Source organism: Leptospira abararensis (assembly GCF_016918735.1).
Lineage (GTDB): Bacteria > Spirochaetota > Leptospiria > Leptospirales > Leptospiraceae > Leptospira_A > Leptospira_A abararensis.
In genome coordinates, this window is sequence record NZ_JAFFPR010000009.1 from 119,716 (window position 1) to 141,614 (window position 21,899).

At 40.9% G+C, this 21,899-nt stretch carries 20 protein-coding genes; 12 read left to right on the plus strand and 8 right to left on the minus strand.

Annotated features, from left to right (window positions below):
* Nucleotides 1-29 precede the first annotated feature (29 nt).
* Nucleotides 30-1,781 (plus strand): peptidase MA family protein, encoded by a 1,752-nt coding sequence (locus JWG40_RS03110; RefSeq protein WP_205284402.1) that lies wholly within the window; start codon nucleotides 30-32, stop codon nucleotides 1,779-1,781.
* On the opposite strand, the gene trxB is transcribed toward JWG40_RS03110, so the two are convergent.
* Both trxB and JWG40_RS03120 read right to left on the minus strand, forming a co-directional pair.
* Nucleotides 1,778-2,719: a thioredoxin-disulfide reductase gene (gene trxB / locus JWG40_RS03115; protein ID WP_205284403.1), complete on the minus strand. Its 942-nt coding sequence runs from the start codon at nucleotides 2,717-2,719 to the stop codon at nucleotides 1,778-1,780. The two genes, JWG40_RS03110 and trxB, sit on opposite strands and share 4 nt — an antisense overlap.
* A gap of 61 nt (nucleotides 2,720-2,780) precedes the next feature.
* On the minus strand, nucleotides 2,781-3,302 hold the full coding sequence (locus JWG40_RS03120; protein WP_205284404.1) for a tetratricopeptide repeat protein: 522 nt from the start codon (nucleotides 3,300-3,302) through the stop codon (nucleotides 2,781-2,783).
* Between the two features lie 97 nt (nucleotides 3,303-3,399).
* Here JWG40_RS03120 and xerD point away from each other — a divergent pair, with 97 nt between their 5' ends.
* Genes xerD through hslU form a run of 4 tightly spaced genes read left to right on the plus strand, consistent with a single transcriptional unit; the run spans nucleotide 3,400 to nucleotide 6,739 of the window.
* On the plus strand, nucleotides 3,400-4,308 hold the full coding sequence (gene xerD / locus JWG40_RS03125; protein ID WP_015680374.1) for a site-specific tyrosine recombinase XerD: 909 nt from the start codon (nucleotides 3,400-3,402) through the stop codon (nucleotides 4,306-4,308).
* On the plus strand, nucleotides 4,308-4,739 hold the full coding sequence (locus JWG40_RS03130) for an ATP-binding protein (RefSeq protein WP_205284405.1): 432 nt from the start codon (nucleotides 4,308-4,310) through the stop codon (nucleotides 4,737-4,739). The genes xerD and JWG40_RS03130 overlap by 1 nt, the downstream gene beginning before the upstream one ends.
* Before the next feature lie 46 nt (nucleotides 4,740-4,785).
* Entirely contained in the window at nucleotides 4,786-5,319 is a 534-nt protein-coding gene (gene hslV, locus JWG40_RS03135; RefSeq protein WP_135656446.1) for an ATP-dependent protease subunit HslV, read from the plus strand.
* A 1-nt stretch (nucleotide 5,320) separates the two neighbouring features.
* Nucleotides 5,321-6,739 (plus strand): ATP-dependent protease ATPase subunit HslU, encoded by a 1,419-nt coding sequence (gene hslU, locus JWG40_RS03140; RefSeq protein WP_205284406.1) that lies wholly within the window; start codon nucleotides 5,321-5,323, stop codon nucleotides 6,737-6,739.
* A gap of 55 nt (nucleotides 6,740-6,794) precedes the next feature.
* Here hslU and JWG40_RS03145 read toward each other — a convergent pair whose 3' ends face one another.
* Together JWG40_RS03145 and JWG40_RS03150 are read right to left on the minus strand one after the other, a co-directional pair.
* Nucleotides 6,795-8,645, minus strand: coding sequence for a chorismate-binding protein (locus JWG40_RS03145; protein ID WP_205284407.1), 1,851 nt, complete (start codon nucleotides 8,643-8,645; stop codon nucleotides 6,795-6,797).
* A 14-nt stretch (nucleotides 8,646-8,659) separates the two neighbouring features.
* Entirely contained in the window at nucleotides 8,660-9,496 is an 837-nt protein-coding gene (locus JWG40_RS03150) for a hypothetical protein (protein WP_205284408.1), read from the minus strand.
* 87 nt (nucleotides 9,497-9,583) lie between these two features.
* Here JWG40_RS03150 and JWG40_RS03155 point away from each other — a divergent pair, with 87 nt between their 5' ends.
* The 6 genes from JWG40_RS03155 to JWG40_RS03180 are packed head-to-tail and all read left to right on the plus strand — an operon-like array spanning nucleotide 9,584 to nucleotide 14,834.
* A complete protein-coding gene (locus JWG40_RS03155) occupies nucleotides 9,584-9,826 on the plus strand; it encodes a biotin/lipoyl-containing protein (RefSeq protein ID WP_015680463.1) in 243 nt (80 codons plus the stop codon).
* A complete protein-coding gene (locus tag JWG40_RS03160; RefSeq protein ID WP_205284409.1) occupies nucleotides 9,823-10,686 on the plus strand; it encodes a metallophosphoesterase family protein in 864 nt (287 codons plus the stop codon). The genes JWG40_RS03155 and JWG40_RS03160 overlap by 4 nt, the downstream gene beginning before the upstream one ends.
* An 11-nt stretch (nucleotides 10,687-10,697) precedes the next feature.
* Nucleotides 10,698-11,750, plus strand: a complete 1,053-nt coding sequence (locus JWG40_RS03165; protein ID WP_205284410.1) for an Mrp/NBP35 family ATP-binding protein — start codon at nucleotides 10,698-10,700, stop codon at nucleotides 11,748-11,750.
* Between the two features lie 47 nt (nucleotides 11,751-11,797).
* The gene (locus tag JWG40_RS03170) at nucleotides 11,798-12,490 is read left to right on the plus strand and encodes a hypothetical protein (RefSeq protein ID WP_205284411.1); all 693 of its coding nucleotides are present in this window, start codon (nucleotides 11,798-11,800) and stop codon (nucleotides 12,488-12,490) included.
* 50 nt (nucleotides 12,491-12,540) lie between these two features.
* Complete coding sequence (locus JWG40_RS03175) at nucleotides 12,541-12,927, plus strand: peptide chain release factor family protein (protein WP_205284412.1); 387 nt, start codon at nucleotides 12,541-12,543, stop codon at nucleotides 12,925-12,927.
* Entirely contained in the window at nucleotides 12,909-14,834 is a 1,926-nt protein-coding gene (locus JWG40_RS03180; protein ID WP_205284413.1) for a PP2C family protein-serine/threonine phosphatase, read from the plus strand. The genes JWG40_RS03175 and JWG40_RS03180 overlap by 19 nt, the downstream gene beginning before the upstream one ends.
* Before the next feature lie 85 nt (nucleotides 14,835-14,919).
* Here the strand turns inward: JWG40_RS03180 and groL are convergent, their stop codons facing one another.
* From groL to JWG40_RS03195, 3 genes are all read right to left on the minus strand, one after another.
* On the minus strand, nucleotides 14,920-16,566 hold the full coding sequence (gene groL / locus JWG40_RS03185) for a chaperonin GroEL (RefSeq protein WP_205284414.1): 1,647 nt from the start codon (nucleotides 16,564-16,566) through the stop codon (nucleotides 14,920-14,922).
* Between the two features lie 22 nt (nucleotides 16,567-16,588).
* The gene (gene groES, locus JWG40_RS03190) at nucleotides 16,589-16,879 is read right to left on the minus strand and encodes a co-chaperone GroES (protein WP_002975196.1); all 291 of its coding nucleotides are present in this window, start codon (nucleotides 16,877-16,879) and stop codon (nucleotides 16,589-16,591) included.
* Nucleotides 16,880-17,015: 136 nt separating this feature from the next.
* Complete coding sequence (locus JWG40_RS03195; protein WP_205284415.1) at nucleotides 17,016-18,599, minus strand: helicase HerA-like domain-containing protein; 1,584 nt, start codon at nucleotides 18,597-18,599, stop codon at nucleotides 17,016-17,018.
* A 170-nt stretch (nucleotides 18,600-18,769) separates the two neighbouring features.
* Between JWG40_RS03195 and JWG40_RS03200 the strand changes: the two genes are divergently transcribed.
* Entirely contained in the window at nucleotides 18,770-21,181 is a 2,412-nt protein-coding gene (locus JWG40_RS03200) for a hybrid sensor histidine kinase/response regulator (protein WP_205284416.1), read from the plus strand.
* On the opposite strand, the gene JWG40_RS03205 is transcribed toward JWG40_RS03200, so the two are convergent.
* Nucleotides 21,178-21,798, minus strand: coding sequence for a response regulator transcription factor (locus JWG40_RS03205; RefSeq protein WP_205284417.1), 621 nt, complete (start codon nucleotides 21,796-21,798; stop codon nucleotides 21,178-21,180). The two genes, JWG40_RS03200 and JWG40_RS03205, sit on opposite strands and share 4 nt — an antisense overlap.
* Between the last annotated feature and the right edge of the window lie 101 nt (nucleotides 21,799-21,899).

Consider the following 21,899-nt stretch of genomic DNA (forward strand, 5'->3'; position numbering starts at 1 on the left):
GGGGCCTCAAGTGAGTTCGTCTCTGCCCCATGATCCGTAAGCCAATCTTATTTGCACTTTTCCTCCTAACTACCGTTATCTCTTCTGAAACGGATCGTGTTACAGTTCCTCTCAAACGGGGACCTAGCTCCGATGTTTTGTATTTTGACTTTGGGGAAACGGCACCCACTTCTTATCTCTCTGTAGAAAGACTCCAAGAACCAAAACTAGAAGATTTAAAGTTAGGATTTTTAGAACCAAGTCCAGGATATTACAATGGGCCCGATGGCGGCGAGGTTTACCAATGGGCGAAAAACCATTACCAATGGAAAAGAGCCGATGGAAGTGTGTATACGGAATGGGCGAATGGAACTTTTAAACTCGATTTCCCCACAGGGATTGGTTTTATATCTGCACCCGCCTCTTGTAACGGATGTTTGCCGACTCTTGTCTGGAGTTATCCCGACTTAACCAAAATTACGAAATATTGGATTTCCCACCGCAAGGAATACGATTATATCCACCAAAAACCTTTGCATTTTGAAAACTATATTCTCGTAAGTGAAACTAAGTTTGGAAAACCAAAATTGGAATTTGGGAATTATACATTTTACGGATCCGATAAGTGGACCGAGTATTTGCGAGTGTTTGGTGAAAATTTCAAAATGAAACCTTTCCTTCAATATATGAAATCAGAATTTCAATTGGAGAACCGAGGAAAAGTTCCTGTTTTGTTATTCGATATCTATGAGGATATCAAAGAATACATCGGGGCCGATATTCCTGGAGGAACGGAAGAGGGTGGGTTTGGGGGAAGGGATTCTATTAGTTTGTGTTGCGGGGAAAAAATGCCACAACCGACGGGAAATCCAGAGTTTGATGCGGATGCACTTCGTCGTGTACACTTCGGCATTTTTTACCATGAAGCGGTTCATAATTTAGAACAAATTTCTTGTTTGAAAATACAGTCCGAGACGGGGAAAGTCCCCTCAACCGATATTTTGGATCCTTGGTTTGAAGAAGGCCTTGCCAATTATGTAGAGGCAAAATTTTACGAACGAAAACAATTCCATATTTATACTGATGCAGAGAAATTGATTCGTGAAAACAAAGTTCCAAAAACTTTCAAATCGTTGTTAGATGCAAAGTATAAAGATTTACTTCCTTATACGATTGGTCCACTTATGATTAAACATATCCACGAAACCTATGGAAAAGATGCCATTATTTCCTACCAAAGGGATACTTGCGTGGGAACTGCCCCGGCTCTAGCTTTACAAAATGCCACAGGTGTTTCCCCCGACCAAATTTTGAAAGATAGTCTACTTCGATTTGAAAAAGAAAAGGACTCTGTCCTTAGAGAAGGCAAAAAACTTCAGTTAGCTGGTTATACAACTATGAATGCAAAGTTTCCTTTGGAGTACAAATCCTTTTTAGAAAAAGGATTTTCTCTTCCCGAATCAGCTTTGGATGTTAAGGCCTACACACAACTCCCCAGTTTACAAAAAGTTTTTTTTGCTTCTGTGGATTCGTTTTCTGAAAAATTGGAAGGGGACTTTCTTGGGCCAAATGGGAGTTATTTTTATCTTTGGAAAAAAGGAAATTACCGTTGGTATGGGGACTCGTGGGAAGCCAATGTATTTCCTGGCAACCAAATCCTTTATAGAGGATCTAATTTTACATTGATTGAGTGGGAAGATGGAAAAAAACAATACATATCACCGAAGGGAGATTCGGTGATATTTTTTAATTTGGAATCAAAATCCTACAAGGATGCAGATGGGAAACCGGTCACTCCTTAGTGACCTTCTAACCAACGTTCGGCTTCCAGTGCCGCCATACAACCGCTACCTGCTGCGGTGATCGCTTGGCGGTAAACTTTGTCCTGCACATCTCCTGCGGCAAAAACTCCTTCTACATTGGTTTGTGTGGTTCCCGGTTTTGTCAGGATATAACCTGTTTCATCCAAATCCAACTGGCCTTGGAACACTTGGGTATTGGGAACATGCCCAATCGCATAAAAGAGTCCACCCACTTCCAGATCCTTTTTTGCCTTGTCAATTGTGCTTTCGAGGACAATGGAACTTAAGCCAGTGGCACCACCTTTGGCTTCCACTACGGTTTGGTTCCAAAGGATTTCAATTTTTGGATGTTCCATGGCACGTTTTTGCATAATTTGAGAAGCACGGAGTTGGTCCCGTCTGACCACTAAGTACACTTTGGACGCAAATTTAGTCAGGTGGTTTGCTTCTTCCACAGCGGAGTCACCACCACCCACAACCGCTAGGGCTTTGTTTCGGTAGATAGGAAGGGCACCGTCACAAACGGCACAAGCGGAGATCCCGCGTTGCCAGAATGTTTCTTCGCCTGGGACAAACATTCGTTTGGCAGTGGCACCTGTGGCAATGATGATGGAATCGGCTTTGATTTCTTCGTCGTCAGACCAAATGGTAAAAGGGCGTTTCGAAAAATCCACCTTGGTGATGGTTTGGGTGTGGATGGTGGTTCCGTATTTTACGGATTGTTCCCGGAAAAGTTGGGTGAGTTTGGTTCCATCAATTCCTTCCGGGAAACCGGGAAAGTTTTCCACTTCGGTTGTGGTGGTGAGTTGTCCGCCTGCGGCCACTCCCCCTGCCATAAATCCTTCATACATCACCGGGTTTAAATTGGCTCTGGCTGCGTAAATGGCTGCTGTATGTCCTGCGGGACCGGATCCGATGATGACAACTTTATGGTTCATAATTTCTCCTATTCTGTATCTTGTTCTTTATTGTTTAGACGGGATTTCAGGGTTTCTCTGTCTATTTTGTTTCACAAGCCCGGACCCAAGGTGCATAGTAGGGGTCCCCTGCAAGAGGGCTTTTTTCTAAGGTCAGTAAGTAATCCTTCTGCTTGAACCCTCTGGTAAGGCAAAGGTAGGTGGCTTCAAAAAATTCCAAAGTTTCTTTTTTTCCTTGGAACCGGATTTCCTCCAAAATTTCCAATGCTTCTTTCTCATATCCTGTGGTAAGATAGAGCCGAAAGAGTTCACGTTGTACTTCTGTGTCGTCTTTTTTTTGTTTGTGGTATTTTTCCAAATAAAAGATGGCTGTGGCGATGGATTGGTTACTCTCAGCGAGAAGCAGTCCCATCCGTTTGAGTACGGGATCGTATTCGGGGTTCTCCCGAAGGGAAAGTTCGTAGTAATAGAGAGCTTTTGTTTTTTCCCCCACCATTTCCCATTTTTTTCCTTCTTCAAATAGGGACCGTTCTTTTCGGCCGCAATTAACGACTAACAGTAAAGAAAGGATGAGTAAAAAAAAGAGGGAGTTTCTTTGAACCACATCTCCTTTTTTCCTGACATAGCCATTTGTGGCAAAAAAAATAATAAGTCTCTTTAAGCTTTTTGTCCGACCCTTTAAGTAACATAAGAGAGTAAAGATGGGTTCCAAATTGCCAGTTTCTCAAAATCAGCTTTTACAAACATTCCAAGAATACCTGTCCGTAGAAAAAGGACTGAGCGATAATTCAATATATTCCTACGGATACGATCTCAACAAGTTTGCGATCTTTTTGGAAAAGGAACATATCAACTTCTTAGAAGTAAAAGCAAACGACATCATGCGTTTTTTAGAAGGAGAAAGGGAACGTAAAATCTCTGCTAAAACTCTGGCACGTGAAGTAGTTGCCATTCGGCAGTTTTACAAATACCTACGGGATGAAAAACGTTTGGATTCCAATCCAACCGAAAAAATTGAAACTCCCGAAGTTGCAAGAACCATCCCTGATTACCTCACTCAAGTAGAAATTGAAGAACTTTTTCGTAATATCAAAGAGGACAATTTGTACGAACTCCGTGACAAATGTATCTTTGAGCTTCTTTATTCCTCTGGCCTTCGTATCTCCGAAGCATGTAATTTAAAGATGACAGATATCGACATGGAAAACATGACGATCACCGTGGAAGGTAAGGGTGGAAGACAACGCCTCGTTCCTTTTGGTGAAAAGTCATTGGAGATTTTGAAAAAATATCTAGTGGAAAGCCGCACGGAAATTTTGAAAAAAAGAACCTGTGAATTTGTTTTTGTTTCAAAAAAAGGATCATATATCAACCGTAAGTCGGTATGGCGTCTTTTAAATCATTACATCAAACGAACAAAAATAAAGAAAAAAGTAACACCACACACACTTCGTCACTCTTTTGCTACCCACCTACTTGAGAACCATGCGGACCTCAAATCGGTTCAGGAACTTTTGGGTCATATCGATATTTCAACGACTCAGATTTATACGCATATGGCAAATAAAACTCTGAAGGAAGTTCATAAGAAATTCCATCCGAGAGGATAATGTCGAACCAAAAGAAACCCACGGACTACTCAAAAGTAGTCCGTATCCAAATTCCATCTAACCCCCGCTTCGTTTCCCACACACGTAATTATTTTTTTAATCTTTGTTTAGAACATGGATTTTCCCTATTCGATTCTATGGATTTGAAATTGGTGATCGGGGAAGCCATCGTAAATATCATTCGCCACGCCTATTCTGGGCAAACAAACAAACCCATCTTTATTGAATTACAATTTGATAAGGACAGAGTCGAAATCAAACTTAGGGACTATGGAAAAAAAGTAGAACCGGGGGAACTGCGTAGTTTTGATCTCAGTGACTACCGTGAACACGGAATCGGGCTTTTTATGATCAAAGAACTCACAGACTATTATTTTTTAGACCAGTCTTTTGAGGTAGGGAACCAAATGGTTCTAATCAAAAGAAAGTAACCTCCATTTTTCTCGACAACTCTCCGCGATTTGGAATTTTATCCGTATGGAAACAATTCACGCAACGACCATCCTTTCTGTTCGTAAAAACGGTAAAATTGCCGTAGGGGGAGACGGTCAAGTATCCATGGGAAGCACCGTGATGAAACATACCGCAAAAAAAGTCCGACGACTTTACAACGGTAAGGTGATTGCTGGATTTGCTGGCAGTGCTGCCGATGCTTTTACACTCTTTGAACTTTTTGAAAAAAAATTAATAGAACATGGTGGATCTGTGTCTCGGGCAGCTGTCGAACTTGCTCGTGAGTGGAGGATGGACCGAATGTTACGTAGACTCGAAGCCCTCCTGATTGTTTGTGATGCCAATGAATCCTTTTTAATATCGGGAACGGGAGATGTGATCTCACCTGATGACGGCGTACTTGCCATTGGATCTGGAGGAAATTTTGCCCTTTCTGCGGCCCGTGCCCTAGTCCAAAATACAGATATGGATCCGAGGGAGATCATTACAAAAGCCATGCAAATCACCGCAGATATTTGTATCTATACGAACCATAATTTGGTGATTGAGGAATTATAATATGACATACCCAACCATTCTCGCTGAAGTTGTCGGATCTGAAAACCCGGCAGAAGAATTAACCCCCCGCCAAATTGTAGAACGTTTGGATGAACATATCATTGGACAAACGAAAGCAAAACGTGCTGTGGCAGTGGCTTTACGGAATCGTTCCAGACGTCGTAAGTTGGATGAGTCCCTCAGGGAAGAAATATATCCAAAAAATATCATTATGATTGGCCCCACAGGTGTGGGGAAAACTGAAATTGCACGTCGTTTGTCAAAGTTATGCGGTGCTCCTTTTTTAAAAGTGGAAGCTACCAAGTATACAGAAGTCGGTTATGTGGGCCGTGATGTGGAATCCATGATTCGTGATTTGGCCATGGGGGCTCTTAATTTAGTCAAAGCCGAGTTTCGGGACCGAGTGAAAGACAAAGCCATTGAAAAAGCAGAAGAGATGGTTCTTGATGCGATTTTACCTCCTATCTTTTTAAAAAAAGAAGAAGATTTAAATCCAGAAGAAAAAGAAAGACAGGTCAGTTACAAGGAATCCAGAGAAAAGTTTCGAGAAAAACTACGTAAAGGAACTTTAAGCGAACAAGAAATTGAAATTGATATTCCAAAACCTTCAGCTCCACCCGGAATGCCCATGTTGCAAGTATTTGGTGCTGGTAATATGGAAGATATGGACAACCAACTCCAGAGTTTACTTGGAGATTTGATGCCGAAAAAATCAGGTAAACGAAAGGTAAAAGTATCTGAGGCACAAAAACTTCTCACAGAATCGGAAGCTGAAAAACTCATCGACACAGACAAAATCCAATCGGAAGCAGTGAGACGTGTGGAAGAGATGGGAATTATCTTTTTAGACGAAATTGATAAAATTGCCGGTAGAGAAGGACGTCAAGGGGCAGATGTATCTCGCGAAGGGGTTCAAAGAGACCTTCTTCCCATTGTGGAAGGATCCACAGTAAACACAAAGATTGGACCGATTAAAACGGATCATATTTTGTTTATCGCAGCCGGTGCCTTCCACATGACAAAACCATCGGATCTCATCCCAGAACTCCAAGGCCGTTTCCCCATTCGTGTGGAACTAGAAACTCTTACTGAATCCGATTTTATCAAAATTCTCACAACGCCCAAATCTTCTCTCACCAAACAGTATGAAGCACTTCTTGCCACAGAAGGTGTCAAAATTGAATACACAACCGATGGGATTGCAGAAATCGCTAAGTTAGCGTTTCAGATGAATGAAAAAAATGAAAACATTGGGGCAAGAAGGCTCAACACCATCATGGAAAAACTTTTAGAAGATACCAGTTTTGATGCACCCGATCTTCCGCCAGACCAAAAACAAGTAGTAATTAACGAAAGTTATGTGTCTTCAAAACTCAAAGGAATCATTGAAGATAAAGACTTAAGTCGATTTATTTTATAATCGAATGTCGGGTGGGAGGGAATCTTTCTTATAAGGAACGAAAATTTTCAGCTGGTCAATGATTGGAAATGAAAATGAGTTCGACTCTTTCGAATCCTCGTAAAGAATTTCCCACAAGGATTTCCTCTGCAGTTTCTACGTCTTTTTTGTAAAGGACGGTTTCTGTTACCCAGCCCTTTTGTATCAGGGCCTCTCGGAAAACTCCGGGAAGGCCTCCTGTAACGAGTGTGGGTGTCATCCAAACATTACCTTTGCGTAGGAAAAGATTACGAATATTGGTTTCTAATATTTGCCCGTTTGTATCAAACAAAATACAGTCATCAACACTCTTGGATTTGCAATCTTCCAATTGTTCATTGTAGTAGGTTCTCTCGGTGGTTTTGTGGTATAGGAATATATCTTTTGAATCTACTGGTTGGTTTGCAAAACCAAGGCGAATGGTAGGTCTTCTTTTTTGTTTCGTTAAAGAGAAGGTTTCCCCACGAAATTCTCCTCTTTCACTAAGTAACAATCGAACACGTAAAAGTCCTTTGGATACATCGGCTAAGGTCTTTAAAGTAGCTTCGGCATTGGATATTGAAAATGGAAAACCGAAGCGATTTGCCGTTTTTTCCATTCGTTCCAAATGGAGGTTTTTTAAAAAATAACGACCATTATAGAATCTTAATGTTTCTAAGATTTCAAATGGGGGAAGATGGGGATTGGTGATAAATTTTAATTTGGAAAGGCATTCTTCATACTCTGCAGGAGCGTCTGAGAGAACAGTGATTCCGCTACCAACTCCATAAGAACCAGACCAAAGATCTCCATCTGGTTTTAAGTGCATGGTGCGGATGGTAACACTGGATCGAATCCAGGGTTTCCCATCTAACAACTCAGATACGAATAAAGATCCGGTGTATAATCCTCTATCATGATCCTCCAAATTTCGCAAAATTTCAAAGGACCTACGTTTTGGCGCTCCAATCACAGAGCCCGAGGGAAAGAGAGCTTTTAATACAGGTAACCATGCAAATGGTTCTTTTAGTTTGGCTTCGACTTTGGATACCATTTGCCAAACAGTGGAAAGGCCCTTTACTAAAAAAAGATCGGTAACTTGCACGGTTCCTTGTTTGGCGATCCTTCCCAAATCATTTCTGTAGAGATCGGTAATCATTACATTTTCCGCTCGTTCTTTTGCAGAAGATTGGAGAGTGGATTTGTTTTCCGCATCTTCTTTCGATGTATTACCGCGAAGGATGGTTCCTTTCATTGGTTCTGTTTGGATCTGGTCTCCCACTACTTCAAAGAATAATTCGGGAGAGAAGGATAAAATTCGAGAATCTTTATTTGGAAAGTAGGCGGAGTATTTTGTTTTTTGTTTTGCCTTTAAGGATTGGTAGTATAAAAACAAATCCCCTTCGATTGCTAAGGATACAGGAAAACATAGATTTAGTTCATAACTTTCGCCGAGTAGGAGCGCTTCTCTTGTTTTTTCCCATTTTTTTGTATAAGTTTCTTTGTCCCAATGGACTTCCATCTTCTTTAAATTGGTGGCCTTCAGTTGGCCTAGAGATGGGTTTGGGTATTGGATTCTTTTTTTTTGTTTGTAGATAGTATACTGAAGGAGGGGAGTTCCTTCGGTGAGTCCAGAGGAATTTAGATCCATTCCTTCAATGAAGAAATATCCTAGTTCAAAAAAAAATGTTCCACAAGGATATTCACCTTTATTTCTAGACTCATCTAACTTCGATAAGCTTGTTTTGATTGTTTCTGCGATTGGTTTGTTCTTTGTATAAACAATTTGTAATTCTTCTTTGGGATCAAAATACCAATCGCAAATGGTGAAACCGGGACGGCTGAGAGAATCCTCAAAAAGAAGACCACCGGTTTTCCGGTATTCTTCTTCGAAAGATTCCCAAGTCATTGGAACTACCTGTATCAAAACTCCATCTTTTGGAGAGCCTCTAACGGATAGTTGAGGTAAACCGTAGTTGTTTTTTTACTAGTTTGGATATCAAAACAATCCAATGGATCAAGGCCTAAATTATAAAAACCTTCATCAATCATCGCAATCCCAAACCCAGCACTTTCTTTTTCATCCAAAAAGTCTGGCCTAAAAAATTCTGCCGAGTTTCCTTGTTTGGCAAGTTCAGCATGCCTTTCTCTACTTTTGCGAATCCGATTTAAATCCATTCCCATGATGGGAGAATCGTTCCTAATTCGAATGTAAACTGATGTTGGTCTAATTTCAATTTTCATTGAAATTTTAAGATCATACTTTTTTACTTTTTCTCTAACGATAGTTAAGAATTCTTTTTCATCGATAGAAAGGTTGTGTTTTTTTGATCTTTTTTTGTCAGATAAAGTTAGAATTTTTTGAACCACTTTTTTGATTTTATTTGGTACAATGTAACGTTGCATTGCATCACGTAAAGGTTCTGTTTCTAAAATAATGTCTAATAACTCTTCTGCTTCTTCTTCTGGAGTTTGCCCTTGTGATGTGAGTTTATTCAAAAGTTCATCTTGAAAGATCACAAAACGTGTGTTTGCTTTTACAGCATTTAAGAGGGCTTCCATAAGACCGCTAAACAAATGAAATGAAGTCAGTGGGTTTGCCCCAACGCGGTTTAAAATTCCCTGAACTACTTCATTGACTATATCACGTGTTGACTTGGTGAGCCCTTTTAGTTCAAAATGGAAATAGTCCTTTTGAATCAATTGGTCCAAGTTTTCGATGATTTCCGTGCCTTTGTATTTGATTTTCTCGTTTCCCATTGAGGTTCGCTAAACTTTTATGTTAAAAAAACGGGAAAACATGGTTTTGTAAACCAGTTTTCATTTCCGTGACAAAGGATTGTGTCCATGAAAGAATTCCTTTTAAAAACTCCTGATTTGGGTGATACAGAAAAGATCGAATTAGTTCGTTGGCTCCGAAACGTGGGTGATTCCGTTACTGTTGGGGACGAATTGATCGAACTCGTAACGGATAAAGCGGCTTTTCCCGTGGAATCTCCCTATGCGGGGACCTTAAAAAAAATCATAATGGAAGAAGGATCGGTAGTGAAAAAAGGGGATATCCTTGGAATCATGGATATTAACGAATGAAAATCCTACATATTTCCGACTTACATTTCCCGAAGAAACTTTCTTTGTTTTCACTTCGAGGAAAAGCTATTGTCGGTTATCTCAATTATAGGTTGAGACGTAAATCAAAACATCCACTGGTATTGGTTTCTGCTATGGTTGAGGCCATTAGTAAATTAGAATATGATGCTCTTATTGTTTCGGGTGATTTGACAAATGTTTCCCATCCGCGTGAATTTGAAAATGCAAAAGAAATTTTAAGTCCCATACTTACGGACAAAACATTTCTGATTCCTGGTAACCACGACCGTTACCAAAAAAGGGCAATCGGTCCAAATCCTTTATTTGAAAAAACCTTTGGTGAGTGGATTGGATCCTCTCTTGATCCAGAACTCTATATACGGTCTAAAAAAATTGGCGGAAAACTTTTTATTGGTTGGGATTCCAATTTTGCCATTCCAAAGATTACAGCCAATGGATATGTTGCTCCAGAAGTAATTCAAAAAACTCTTAGTTTAGTCAAAGAATCTTATGTTCTTGTCTGCCATCACCCCCTTTGGAATCCGATAAACGAAATCGAATCCAAAGCACATCGGATGACAAACCGTGGAGAAGTGGTAGAAAAATTAAAAGCCAATCCACCACTTTTGTACTTACACGGACATACTCATACGAACTGGGTCAAACTTCCTGGCCCAAATGCTCCTTTTTCGATTGTAAATTCCGCATCAAGTACAAGATTATCGGATAGAAATCATGAATGTGGATTTCATGTGATTGAGATAGAAGGTTCTATCAAATACCGTCGTTTTATTTATTCAGAAGACAAATTCATCGAGACGAATCCGATTTTTTATGAAGAGTCGGAAGGTGTCATCTAAAAGGACAAACCATGGCAAATTCAAAAGTAGATCTAACAAGCATCCAAAGACAACTCATGCAGGTAAAACACCCTGAGCTAAAAAAAGATATCGTGAGTTTGGGAATGGTCGCTGCAGTCACTCCCACAGAGGATGGAATTGAAATTTTAATCAAAACTCCCAACGCCGATAGACGATTACAAATTGGACTGGAAGCACAAACAAGACAGCTCATTTCCAAACTCGAAGGAGCAGGTAAGGTCAAAATCAAATTTGAAATAGACCAAAACCTAAAGATGGAAGATGGAAACCGAATCTTTGGTGTGAAGAAGGTGATCGCTGTCGGATCAGGAAAAGGTGGTGTGGGTAAGTCTACTGTGACCGCAAACCTTGCTGCTACTCTCGCACGTAACGGAAAGAAGGTGGGAATCATGGATGCTGATATCTACGGACCCTCTCTTGGAAAGATGTTTGGAATCAATGGTCGAGTGGCATTAAAATCCGAAGAAGATAAAATTTATCCGATCGAAAAACATGGAATCAAACTGATCTCCTTTTCGTTTTTGGTATCCGAAGACCAACCTGTTGTTTGGCGAGGACCTATGCTCGGTAAAGCCATTGAACAGTTCTTATACGATGTTGTTTGGGGAGAGTTAGACTATCTTTTCATTGATTTACCTCCAGGTACAGGAGACGTTCAACTTTCACTTGCCCAACTCATTGACTTGGATGGTGCTGTGATTGTCACTACTCCCCAAGAAGTGGCGGTACTTGATGCAGGAAGGGCTGCGGCCATGTTCAAACAAGTAAAAGTACCGATTCTTGGGATTGTGGAAAATATGTCTGGGTTCGCTTGCCCCAAATGTGGCCATGTAACAGATGTTTTTTCGAAAGGAGGAGGGGAAAAACTCTCCAAACAGGTGGGGGTTCCGGAACTCGGATCAGTTCCACTTACTTTGGATATGATGAGTTCTGGGGAGACGGGAAAACCGGCTCTACTTGACCTGGGTGATTCTCCATTGAAAGAAGCCTATTTCCGCATTGCAAAAAATTTAGAAGACCAAATCAGCCAGTGGGAAGATTAAAAATCACTTGTTTCTTATGAGCTTTTTCTTAGTCTAAAGGATACACTATGAATTTTGAACGCGGTTCCAAACCAAACCCTACAGGTAACTTAATCGCATATTGCCATGTCTTCGGAGAAAATCCGATTGCGCCCGGTGGTAAAATCATAGCATCCAATGTAGTGGTCAGTTTCTTAAAAATTGGGGACAACTACCCAGTGGTCACCTTTCCTCCGGTGGCTCTGCCATCCAAAGAGGAGCTCATGAAGATCCTTTCGGACAACATCCATCTTTATGATGTAGTACAACTCCCAGACTTTCAAATGCCAGAGAACAAAGAATCGGCAAACCAATACATCCAAGAAAGAATGGAACAGTTCAACTCGATGGTCATGCGTTATGTGGAGTTTTGTAAGGCCAAAGAAAAGAAAACGCAAACTACAAGCCTAACAGACCATTTAGAGCAGGTGAGTGAACCTTTAGAAACACTCGCGAGTCTTTCTTTAGAATTCAGAAATACTTCTGGAATTGCTCGTGAAGCCACTAGACTCAAAATGGAACGTATCGTTGATTACTTCCATAACAACCATCCCACTCTTGACATTGATAATTTTAAAAAAGCCCTCTCCGTTCCAGGAAAGATGGGAGATGAACTCATCGGATTGTACATCCAAAAGTTCAATGCCATTCAAATCGAAAATTATGAAACTGCTTCTGATCTTAGAAAACGCATTTTAGAGATTGAAGCATCCACTCATTAATTCTTTGGAAAAAAATTTCTTGACCAATTCTATCTAAAGTCTATCCTCAAATGCCCTTAACCTTCCCCGTTTCTGTCGAAAAGAATCATTCGCTACAGAAACGGATGGAAGTACTAGGAATTTCTGAAGCAGATCTAAGCGAACGATTCGTGAAGTCCGGCGGTAAAGGCGGACAAAACGTAAACAAGGTTTCGACAGCAGTACATTTGGTTCATAAACCTTCGGGGAAACAGATCAAATGTTCTGTTTATAGAACCCAAGGTCTCAATCGTTATAAAGCGAGGGACTTGTTGTGTTTGGAATTAGAAAGGGAATTAAATCCTACTAAAACAGATGCCACTTTGCAAAAACTGCGAAAGAAAAAACAGGACAAGTATCGCAAATCCTTGAAGAAGAGATTGGAGAAAGAAAAACCGGAATGGAACGAACCTATGTAAAACATATCTTCATTGTCCTCTTACCACTGTTTTGTTTTGCTTCTTGTTTTGATTCCCTCCTTCCGTACAAATCCGTGAAATGGTCTACAGGATGGGAATATAAATTCCTCACAGAAGAGGAGTTGGTTTATTTCCAACCAGCCATAGAAGACCTATCATTAGAATACCAACCTTATCATATTCCTTATGTGAGTTTAGAAAAACCGACTCCTAAATATTTGTCTGCACGCATTCGGTTTAGAGATTCTTTGGGGTATCCAAAACCTTCCTTACTCCTCCGAGGGCTTGTCACATATTTTGATGCTTACTGCGGAGAAACCAAATTACAATCAGAGTTTTTTCGCTCTATGATTTCTGATCCTTTGTATCCCAAAGAAAAGCTAATATACAATCGAAGTTTTGTTCCTGTTTTGTTATTACCTGAAGAATGTTTGGGAAGTCATGTTTATATCGTATTTTTTTCAGAGGGAATCCTTCCTCTTGGTTTTTCGGAACCACCTCTTTATGGTGATCCAACAGACCATCACAAAGCCATTGCAAATAGGAGCCAATCCTTTGCTTCTCTTGGATTTTTCTTTTTGATATTAGGGCTTTTTTCTTTTTATCTATTTGAAAGGCGAAAGAAAAAACAACTCCTAGCCTTTACTTGGTTTTCTTCCATTTCCGGAATTCATTTTTTGTCTCAGTCTGGATTTTTTGGACTCTTCTATTACGATACTATCCTTCCTAGTTTTATTATTTTCATTTTCACTTTGTTTTTGATTCCCATTAGTTGTTTGTATTTTTTTGATCAACTGATTGGGTCTGGTCGTTGGAATGTCATTCGGATGATGTGGCAGTTCCATGTTTTGTTTTCCATGATCATCTTGACATTGGCATTTACCGAAACCATCTCGATGTCAGTTGCCATTCTGACATTTATTTGGTTGTGTTTGCCAACACTTGTCATCCAGATCATTGTTGCTTGGGGCCAAATGGTGGCAAAAAAACCAAAAGCAGTTTTACTTGTGATTGGTGCATCAGCACTTTTTATTCTCAATGCACACGACATTCTTTCGTCTCTGGGAATTTTAGATTCGGTTCCGCGTTCTTCCCACTGGGGATTTTTTATCTTTGTCGTTTGTCTCACTCTTTATGGAGAAAATCTATTTCGAAATTCAGAAATTAAATACGGAACTTTACAAAAGGAAATTATTACCGCCGCAAGAATTCAAAATGCCATTCTTCCTCCTTCGCCACCTTGTTGGGAACAAATGGACATCAGCGTTTATTACCAACCATCCCATGAAGTAGGGGGAGATTTTTACGACTTCCAAGCATTAGGTGGAAAAAAGTTTGGAATCCTTATCGCTGATGTTGTGGGGCATGGCCTTGGGGCATCTATCATTGCCTCTCTTTCCAAATTTGCTTTTTTTCAACACTACAAACATTGGTCCAACCCATCCTTTTTACTTTCTGCCATGAACGAAGATTTGGTGAAAAAATCATTTGGTCGGTTCACAACTGCCACTTATTTTTATATCGATATGGAATCAGGAAAATTTATGGTATCGAGTGCAGGCCATCCTTCTTTTTTTCATTGGAAAGCGGAGTCAAAGGAACTGGTCGAAATCAAGCCCAAAGGCAAACCACTCGGGATTCTTCCCGGCCTAACCTATACCGAAGAGGAATACAGTTTCCAACCTGATGACCAATTTCTGTTTTATACTGATGGACTGACCGAAGAAGAAAATGCGGATCGATTGGAATATGGAGAAAAACGTTTAGCCAAATCTTTTATAGAAACTATCACCAAACAATCGATAGATCCGATGGCTAAGGTATTAGAAAACTTCCATTACTTTACTGGACTTTCGGGTTCTCCCCACGATGATATCACTGTCATTCATTTACATGTGAAGGCATAAAAAAAGCCCTGGATTTGGTCCAGGGCTTTCAGTCTGCGATCCAATGGGAAAACCAACGGATCGCAAAAGGCGAATAGGGGATGATTTACATCATGCCGCCCATTCCTCCCATACCACCCATTCCTCCCATACCGGCCATGCCAGCACCTGAGTCTTTCGATTCTGGTTTGTCAGTAATGGTTACTTCGGTAGTGAGGATCATAGCTCCAATGGACGCTGCGTTTTGAAGTGCAGAACGAACCACTTTTGCCGGGTCAACAACACCAGCTTTGATTAGGTCTTCCCAAACCATAGTGAGTGCGTTGAATCCCTCGTTTCCTTTGCGAGCACGAGCTTGTTCCACAATCACAGATCCTTCAAGGCCTGCGTTTGATGTGATCATACGGATTGGTTCTTCTAATGCACGTAAGATGATGTTCACACCAGTTTGTTCGTCACCAACTAGTTTCAGAGCTTTCACTGCATCTTGTGCACGAAGTAGTGTGAGTCCACCACCAGGAACAATTCCTTCTTCGACTGCGGCGCGAGTTGCAGAAAGTGCATCTTCTACACGAGCTTTTTTCTCTTTCATTTCCACTTCAGTAGCTGCGCCCACGTGGATGACCGCAACACCACCTGCAAGTTTTGCAAGGCGTTCTTGGAGTTTTTCACGATCGTAATCAGAAGTTGTATCTTCGATTTGTTTTTTGATTTGGTTTACGCGGCCTTGGATGTCTTTAGAAGCACCAGCACCTTCGATGATGGTTGTGTTTTCTTTGTCCACGACTACTTTTTTAGCGCGACCTAACATCTTCACTTCTGCGTTTTCCAATTTCATTCCGAGGTCTTCGGAAATCACTTGTCCACCAGTAAGGATTGCGATATCTTCAAGCATTGCTTTTCTTCTATCACCAAAACCAGGAGCTTTTACAGCCACACATTGGATGGTTTTACGAAGAGTATTTACAACGATTGTTGCAAGAGCTTCCCCTTCCACTTCTTCTGCGATGATGACCAGTGGTCGTCCCGCTTGTGCAATTTTTTCGAGCACAGGAAGAAGGTCTTTCATAGACGCAATTTTTTTATCATAGATTAAAATGAATGGATCGTTAAAAGTTGCGATCATTGCTTCAGGATCAGTCACCATATAAGGGGAAATGTATCCACGATCAAACTGCATACCTTCTACGATATCAAGTGTAGTTTCGATTGATTTTGCTTCATCAACAGTGATCACACCTTCTTTACCTACTTTGTCAAAAGCTTGAGCAATGAGGTTACCGATTTCTGGATCGTTGTTTGCAGAGATAGTCGCAACGTTTGCGTATTCTGCTTTGCTATTGATTTTAATTGCGTGTTTTTTGATTTCTTCCACAGCTACAACAACTGCTTTGTCAATCCCGTGTTTGAGTGCCATTGGGTTTGCACCCGCAGTTACGTTTTTCAAACCTTCGTTGATGATCGCTTGTGCAAGGATCGTTGCAGTTGTAGTTCCGTCTCCGGCGATGTCGTTAGTTCTTGTAGAAACTTCCTTCACCATTTGAGCGCCCATGTTTTCGATTGCATCTTCTAGTTCGATTTCTTTGGCAACAGTAACACCGTCTTTCGTGATTGTAGGGGCTCCGAATTTTTTATCGATCACTACGTTGCGACCTTTTGGTCCGAGAGTTACCTTTACTGCGTTCGCAAGTTTGTTCACTCCACTAAGGAGTTTTCTACGTGCTGTTTCATCAAATTCAATTGTTTTAGCCATAATTGGTTATTTCCTTTTATTATTAGTTTGTCACAACACCGAGGATGTCGCTTTCACGGATGATGAGTAAATCACGTCCGCCTTGTTTGATTTCAGTTCCAGAATACTTTCCGTATAGAACTGTATCTCCTACCTTTACTTCTAAAGGAATGAGTTTTCCGTCTTCATAACGTCCTTGGCCAACAGCGATGATTTTACCTTCTTGTGGTTTTTCTTTTGCTGTGTCTGGTACGATGATGGATCCGATTTTTTCTTCCGACTCATTCTTTGGCTCTACGACCACTCGGTCGCCTAAAGGTTTGATTGATGCCATGAGTAGCTCCTTGTATGCAATCTGTTGATGATTCCGAGTTTAGCACCAATTCAAAAAGAGTGCTAAACTCAAGTACCATAAAACGATTGGGCAAAGGATTCGTCAAGCACTTTCAAGCAAAGAGTGCTAAAATGGATTAGAACCCGAAAAGCCCCGTTTTTTTGCGTTTTGATCCTCGTTTGGGTGTGACACCGAGCATTCCAAGGAGACCCCGAGTGACCTCTTTGGCAACGGTACGGCCCACTTCTCTTGCGAGTGGGTTTTTGGAAAGGGTTTCCACAAAACTTGGGTCTTCTTTCTCTTTCGCTTTTTTGGATTTGGTTCGTTTTTCTCCGGACTCTTCTTCGGCGGCTTCCGTTTCGTCGGCAATGGTTTCCATTTTTTTGGAGAGCATTTCGTGAGCACTTTCCCGATCGAGCGTGGTTTGGTATTTTTTTACCAAATCCGATTTTGAGATTTTTGAATCCAGTTCTTCTGGATTTAGAATGCCCATCCTTGAGGCAGGCGGGGCAAGTAAAGTGCGAACCAGTGGGGTAGGTGTTCCTTTGGGGCTAAGTGCCGTAATAAAGGCCTCACCAATTCCAAGTTCGGTGATCACTTCTTTGGTATCATAAAATTCAGTTTCGGGATAATTTTCAGAAGCAGTTTTTATCGCCTTGCGGTCATTTGCTGTAAAAGCGCGAAGGGCATGTTGGACTTTTAAACCCAGTTGGCCCAAAATTTCTTTGGGTAAATCAGTCGGAGATTGTGTACAAAAGATAATACCAACCCCTTTCGAACGAATGAGACGCACCATGGTTTCCAATTGTTTGAGTAGGTCACTCGAAGCTTCATCAAAAACCAAGTGGGCTTCATCAATGAATAAAACAAGTTTCGGTTTTTCTAAATCACCTTCTTCCGGAAAACTTGCATAAATTTCAGTGAGGAGTGACAACATAAAAGTAGAAAAGAGGCGAGGTTTGGTTTGGATGTCAGTCAAACGAATGATAGAGACTTTAGCTTTTTTGGAATCAGTTTCGAGAAGGTCATTTACATCAAAAGAAGGTTCTCCAAAAAATTCTTCTCCCCCTTGGCCTTCCAGTTCGATGAGTTTTCGTAAAATGATGGAGATACTTTGCGAAGAAACAGTCCCGTACTCTTTCTCCAATTCTTCTTTGCCGGCATCATTGATGTATTGCAGGGCTTTTTTAAAATCTTTTGTATCTAAAATAGGAAGGCCCAAATCATCACAATATTTAAAAACTAAAGAGACCACACTGCTTTGTGTATCATTTAGTTCCAAAATCCGAGAGATAAGCACTGGCCCAAACTCGGCAATGGTTGCACGAAGACGCACTCCTGGTTCTTTGGATAGAGACAAAAATTCAACAGGATAGGCTGAGGGTTTCCACTCAATTCCAAGAGCCTTAGTACGTTCTTTGATTTTATCATTTTCTTCGCCTGCTTCGGCAAGGCCCGAAAGGTCTCCCTTGATGTCCATAAGAACCACAGGAACTCCTGCTCCCGATAATCCTTCCGTTAGAAGTTGGAGGGTTTTGGTTTTCCCGGTTCCCGTGGCCCCGGCGATGAGGCCATGACGGTTCAGGGTGGAGAGAGGAATGGAGACGGAAGCCTCTTTATATGTTTCTCCATCAAAGATTCCTGCACCCAAATAGAGTGATCCTTTGGATGGGTATCCATCGTTTATTTTTGAAACAAATGCATCTGATTTTTTTGCCATTGCCGTCTCCTTGAATCCTCTACTTGTTTCCAGAGAGAATCGAAGTCAATGTTTTCTATCGCAAGCAAAACGATCGTAATTTGCCTAAATGGTCCAAAACCGAAGAATAAATTTCTCGTACACGTACTAATATGGTTTGAGTTTTTCGAAATTCCTTTTAAGGTTAGGATGTGGTACGTTTTCAATTTTTATCCCTATCTAGACTTATATTTTTCTCAATTGCTGTATCTGTATTCATTCAATGCAATCGCTCTATCCCTACCTTGGCCCAAGCAAAAACCATCCAGGCCGGTGTTTTGGATCTCACAAAAGAAGATCCCAAAACTCTGGATCCCTTTCCCTTAGCGGGGGAGTGGGAAGCTTTTCCGGGAGAACTTCCAGAAACAGAAGAGGAGTTTAAAGCCCTAGAAAAGAAGGAACCCATCCGACTTTCTGTCCCCGCCTATTGGGTGAACCAAAACTTGCCTGCCCATGGATTTGTTACTTACCGTTTGAAACTAAAGGTAAACGAACCTTTGAACCTAATGTTCTACCTTAGGGAAACTTCCTCTGCCTACAGAGCCTATTACCACAATGCCGAAAGGGGGCTTGTCCTTCTTGGTTCTGCAGGGAAAGTTTCCAAAACCAAGGAAGATTCCGTTGGTTATTATTTGGAAACAGCCCGCTCTTTTCGAGCCACACCCTCTACTGTTTTGTATCTACAAATTTCCAACTATCTTTATTCGCGAGGTGGGCCATACTATTCGCCTGTTTTAGGTGAGGTGGGAAAAACTCTATTATACCTACGTTTTAAGGAACGAAAAAAAGCATTTTTCTTTGCTACATTTTTTGTCCTCGCGATCTCTCATTTATTTTTGTTCATTCATCGCAGAAAGGATAAATCTCCACTCTGGTTTTCTTTGCTTTGCCTTTCTTGGCTCCTTCGCATTTTACTCTTTGATCGAGTTTCCAGAGACTGGTTTGTGGCCTCCGATTGGCTAGAGATGCTCCAAATCCGAATCGAATATATTGCCTTTTGTGGAATCCAAGCTTTTAGCCTTTTGTTTTTCTTTCAAAATCAGGCAAACTTCCTACCTCAAAAGTACAAAAGGTATCTATTGCTGCCCATTGTTGTGGAATTTTTAATCATCGCCATGGCACCGTACGCAGTGTACACAAAACTTCTGATTTTCAGTCAAGCCTATATGGCTATCATTCTCGTTATAGCTATGGTTGCCGCCTTGCGTTCTTGTTTACAAAGAGAAACTAGGTTTACTGGCGGTATGATTTTATTTGGAACCATCATCATTCTTTCTGCGACTATTTATGATTCCATTGTGTTTTTTACCCGTTGGGATTTACCAATGCTCACCGAACTAGGATTTGCGATCTTTTGTATGTGCCTTGCGATTGTGATTTCCAAACAAAATGCACATACTTGGGAAACTGCCGAATACCTAACACTTAATTTGCGAAAAGAAGTAGAATGGAAAACCATAGAACTCCGAAAAGAGAAAGAAAAGGCCGAAAAAACGGGAGAACTTAAGGATAAGTTTATCTCCATTGTGTCACATGACATTCGGTCCCCACTTTTTGGGATCTCTTCCGTGTTTAATTTACTCACTGAATCTCCCCCCTCTCTTTCTCCAGAAAGAGCAAAACAGGTATTAGGGGAGGCATCTACTGGACTCAAAAATATCCTGAGTATGGTAGAAGAACTTATCAAATATTCTAGGTTCCAAAATGCCTCAGTATTTCCTGATTACCAACTTTTTGATTTTCGCCAAATCACAGACCAACTTATCGAACGAGTTCAAGATATGGCCAAACCCAAAAACATATCCATCATCAGCCATATGGAAGAATCTTCCATTGGGATTGGAGATCCCAACTTAATCGAACACCTGATTTGGAATCTACTTACCAATGCCGTTAAGTTTACAAAAGAATCGGGAACTGTGGAAATTTCTATAACGGAATCCAATAAACATTGGAGTTTAAAAGTCATTGATACGGGTATTGGAATGTCACCCTATTGGGCTGCACATATTTTAGAAGAGGGGTTTCTTTTTGTCAGGAAGGGAACAGCTGATGAGATGGGGGCTGGTGTTGGTCTTGCTTTTTGTAAAGAAGTGGCGGAACGACATGGTGCGGAACTCATAGTCCATTCGGAAGAAGAGAAGGGCACTTCCGTTGAGTTATTACTTCCGAACTATGAGAAGATAGTTCTGGTTCTGGATGACAATCCAGGATACCGAAAACAAATCCGCAAAGTTTTAAAAGACCTCCCTTGTATCCTTTGGGAAGAGGAATATCCCGACCATGCCCTTCTTTCGGTAGGTCGATTGAAACCGGACCTCATCATTGTGGATTTTTCGATGCCTGAACGAACTGGAATCGATTTTTTACGAGACCTTTATTCCAATTCCGAGATGGAAGAAATTCGTTCTATCCTTGTTTCCAGTTCCCACACGGATCCAAACACCGGTTATAAACTAGAGGCCACAGTGATTGAAATTGGGGGAGATGCTTTCCTTACAAAAACATCTCCGGATGAAAAGTTGGTAGAACTAGTAAAACGATTGTTAGATCTAGAAACCTAGATTAACATTTGTTCTTTGGCGCGACCTATGAGTTCGGCAACAGTTTTTGCATTGAATCGGTCTTTGAGCCTACCGACATGGTATTCTACTGTTCTTTTGGAAAGGCCAATTTCTGTTCCAATTTCTTGGTAGGTTTTGCCGTGACCAAGTAGGGTCAAAATTTGTTTTTCCTTTTTGTTGGCGACTTTTCCATCTTGTGGTTTTCTGTTGAAGGAGAGTTTAAGGTTTTTGGAATAAACTGTTTTTCCTGCCGCAATTTCGTTCAGGTTTTTGGTGAGGCTACTCAGATCATCACTTTTTAAAAGATATCCATCCACGCCGGCTTCAATTGCAGAATGAACAATGGGTTGTTCATCAAGCATGGTGAGAGTGACCACTTTTAGGTTTGGGTGTTCTTTTTTCCAATCCTTCACCATATTTAGAACGTTCTCCCCCGGAATCCTTAAATCAAGGAGGATGAAGTCGGGTGTTGTTTCGTTTATGAGGGCAAAAATTTGAGAGGAATGTTCCGCCTCTCCCACAACTTCGAAATCTGCTGAGGAGTTCACAACGTGTTTTACGCCGACTCGAGTCACAGCGTGGTCTTCAACCAGTAATACCTTCTTTTTAGGTGTCATATATTTCCCTTTTTTTGGAATCAGGAACCTTTTGTTCCTAGCGTTTCTCCCTAGTAGACGAAGGGAACTGCAAATATTAGTACTATTCCGTTCCATTTGTC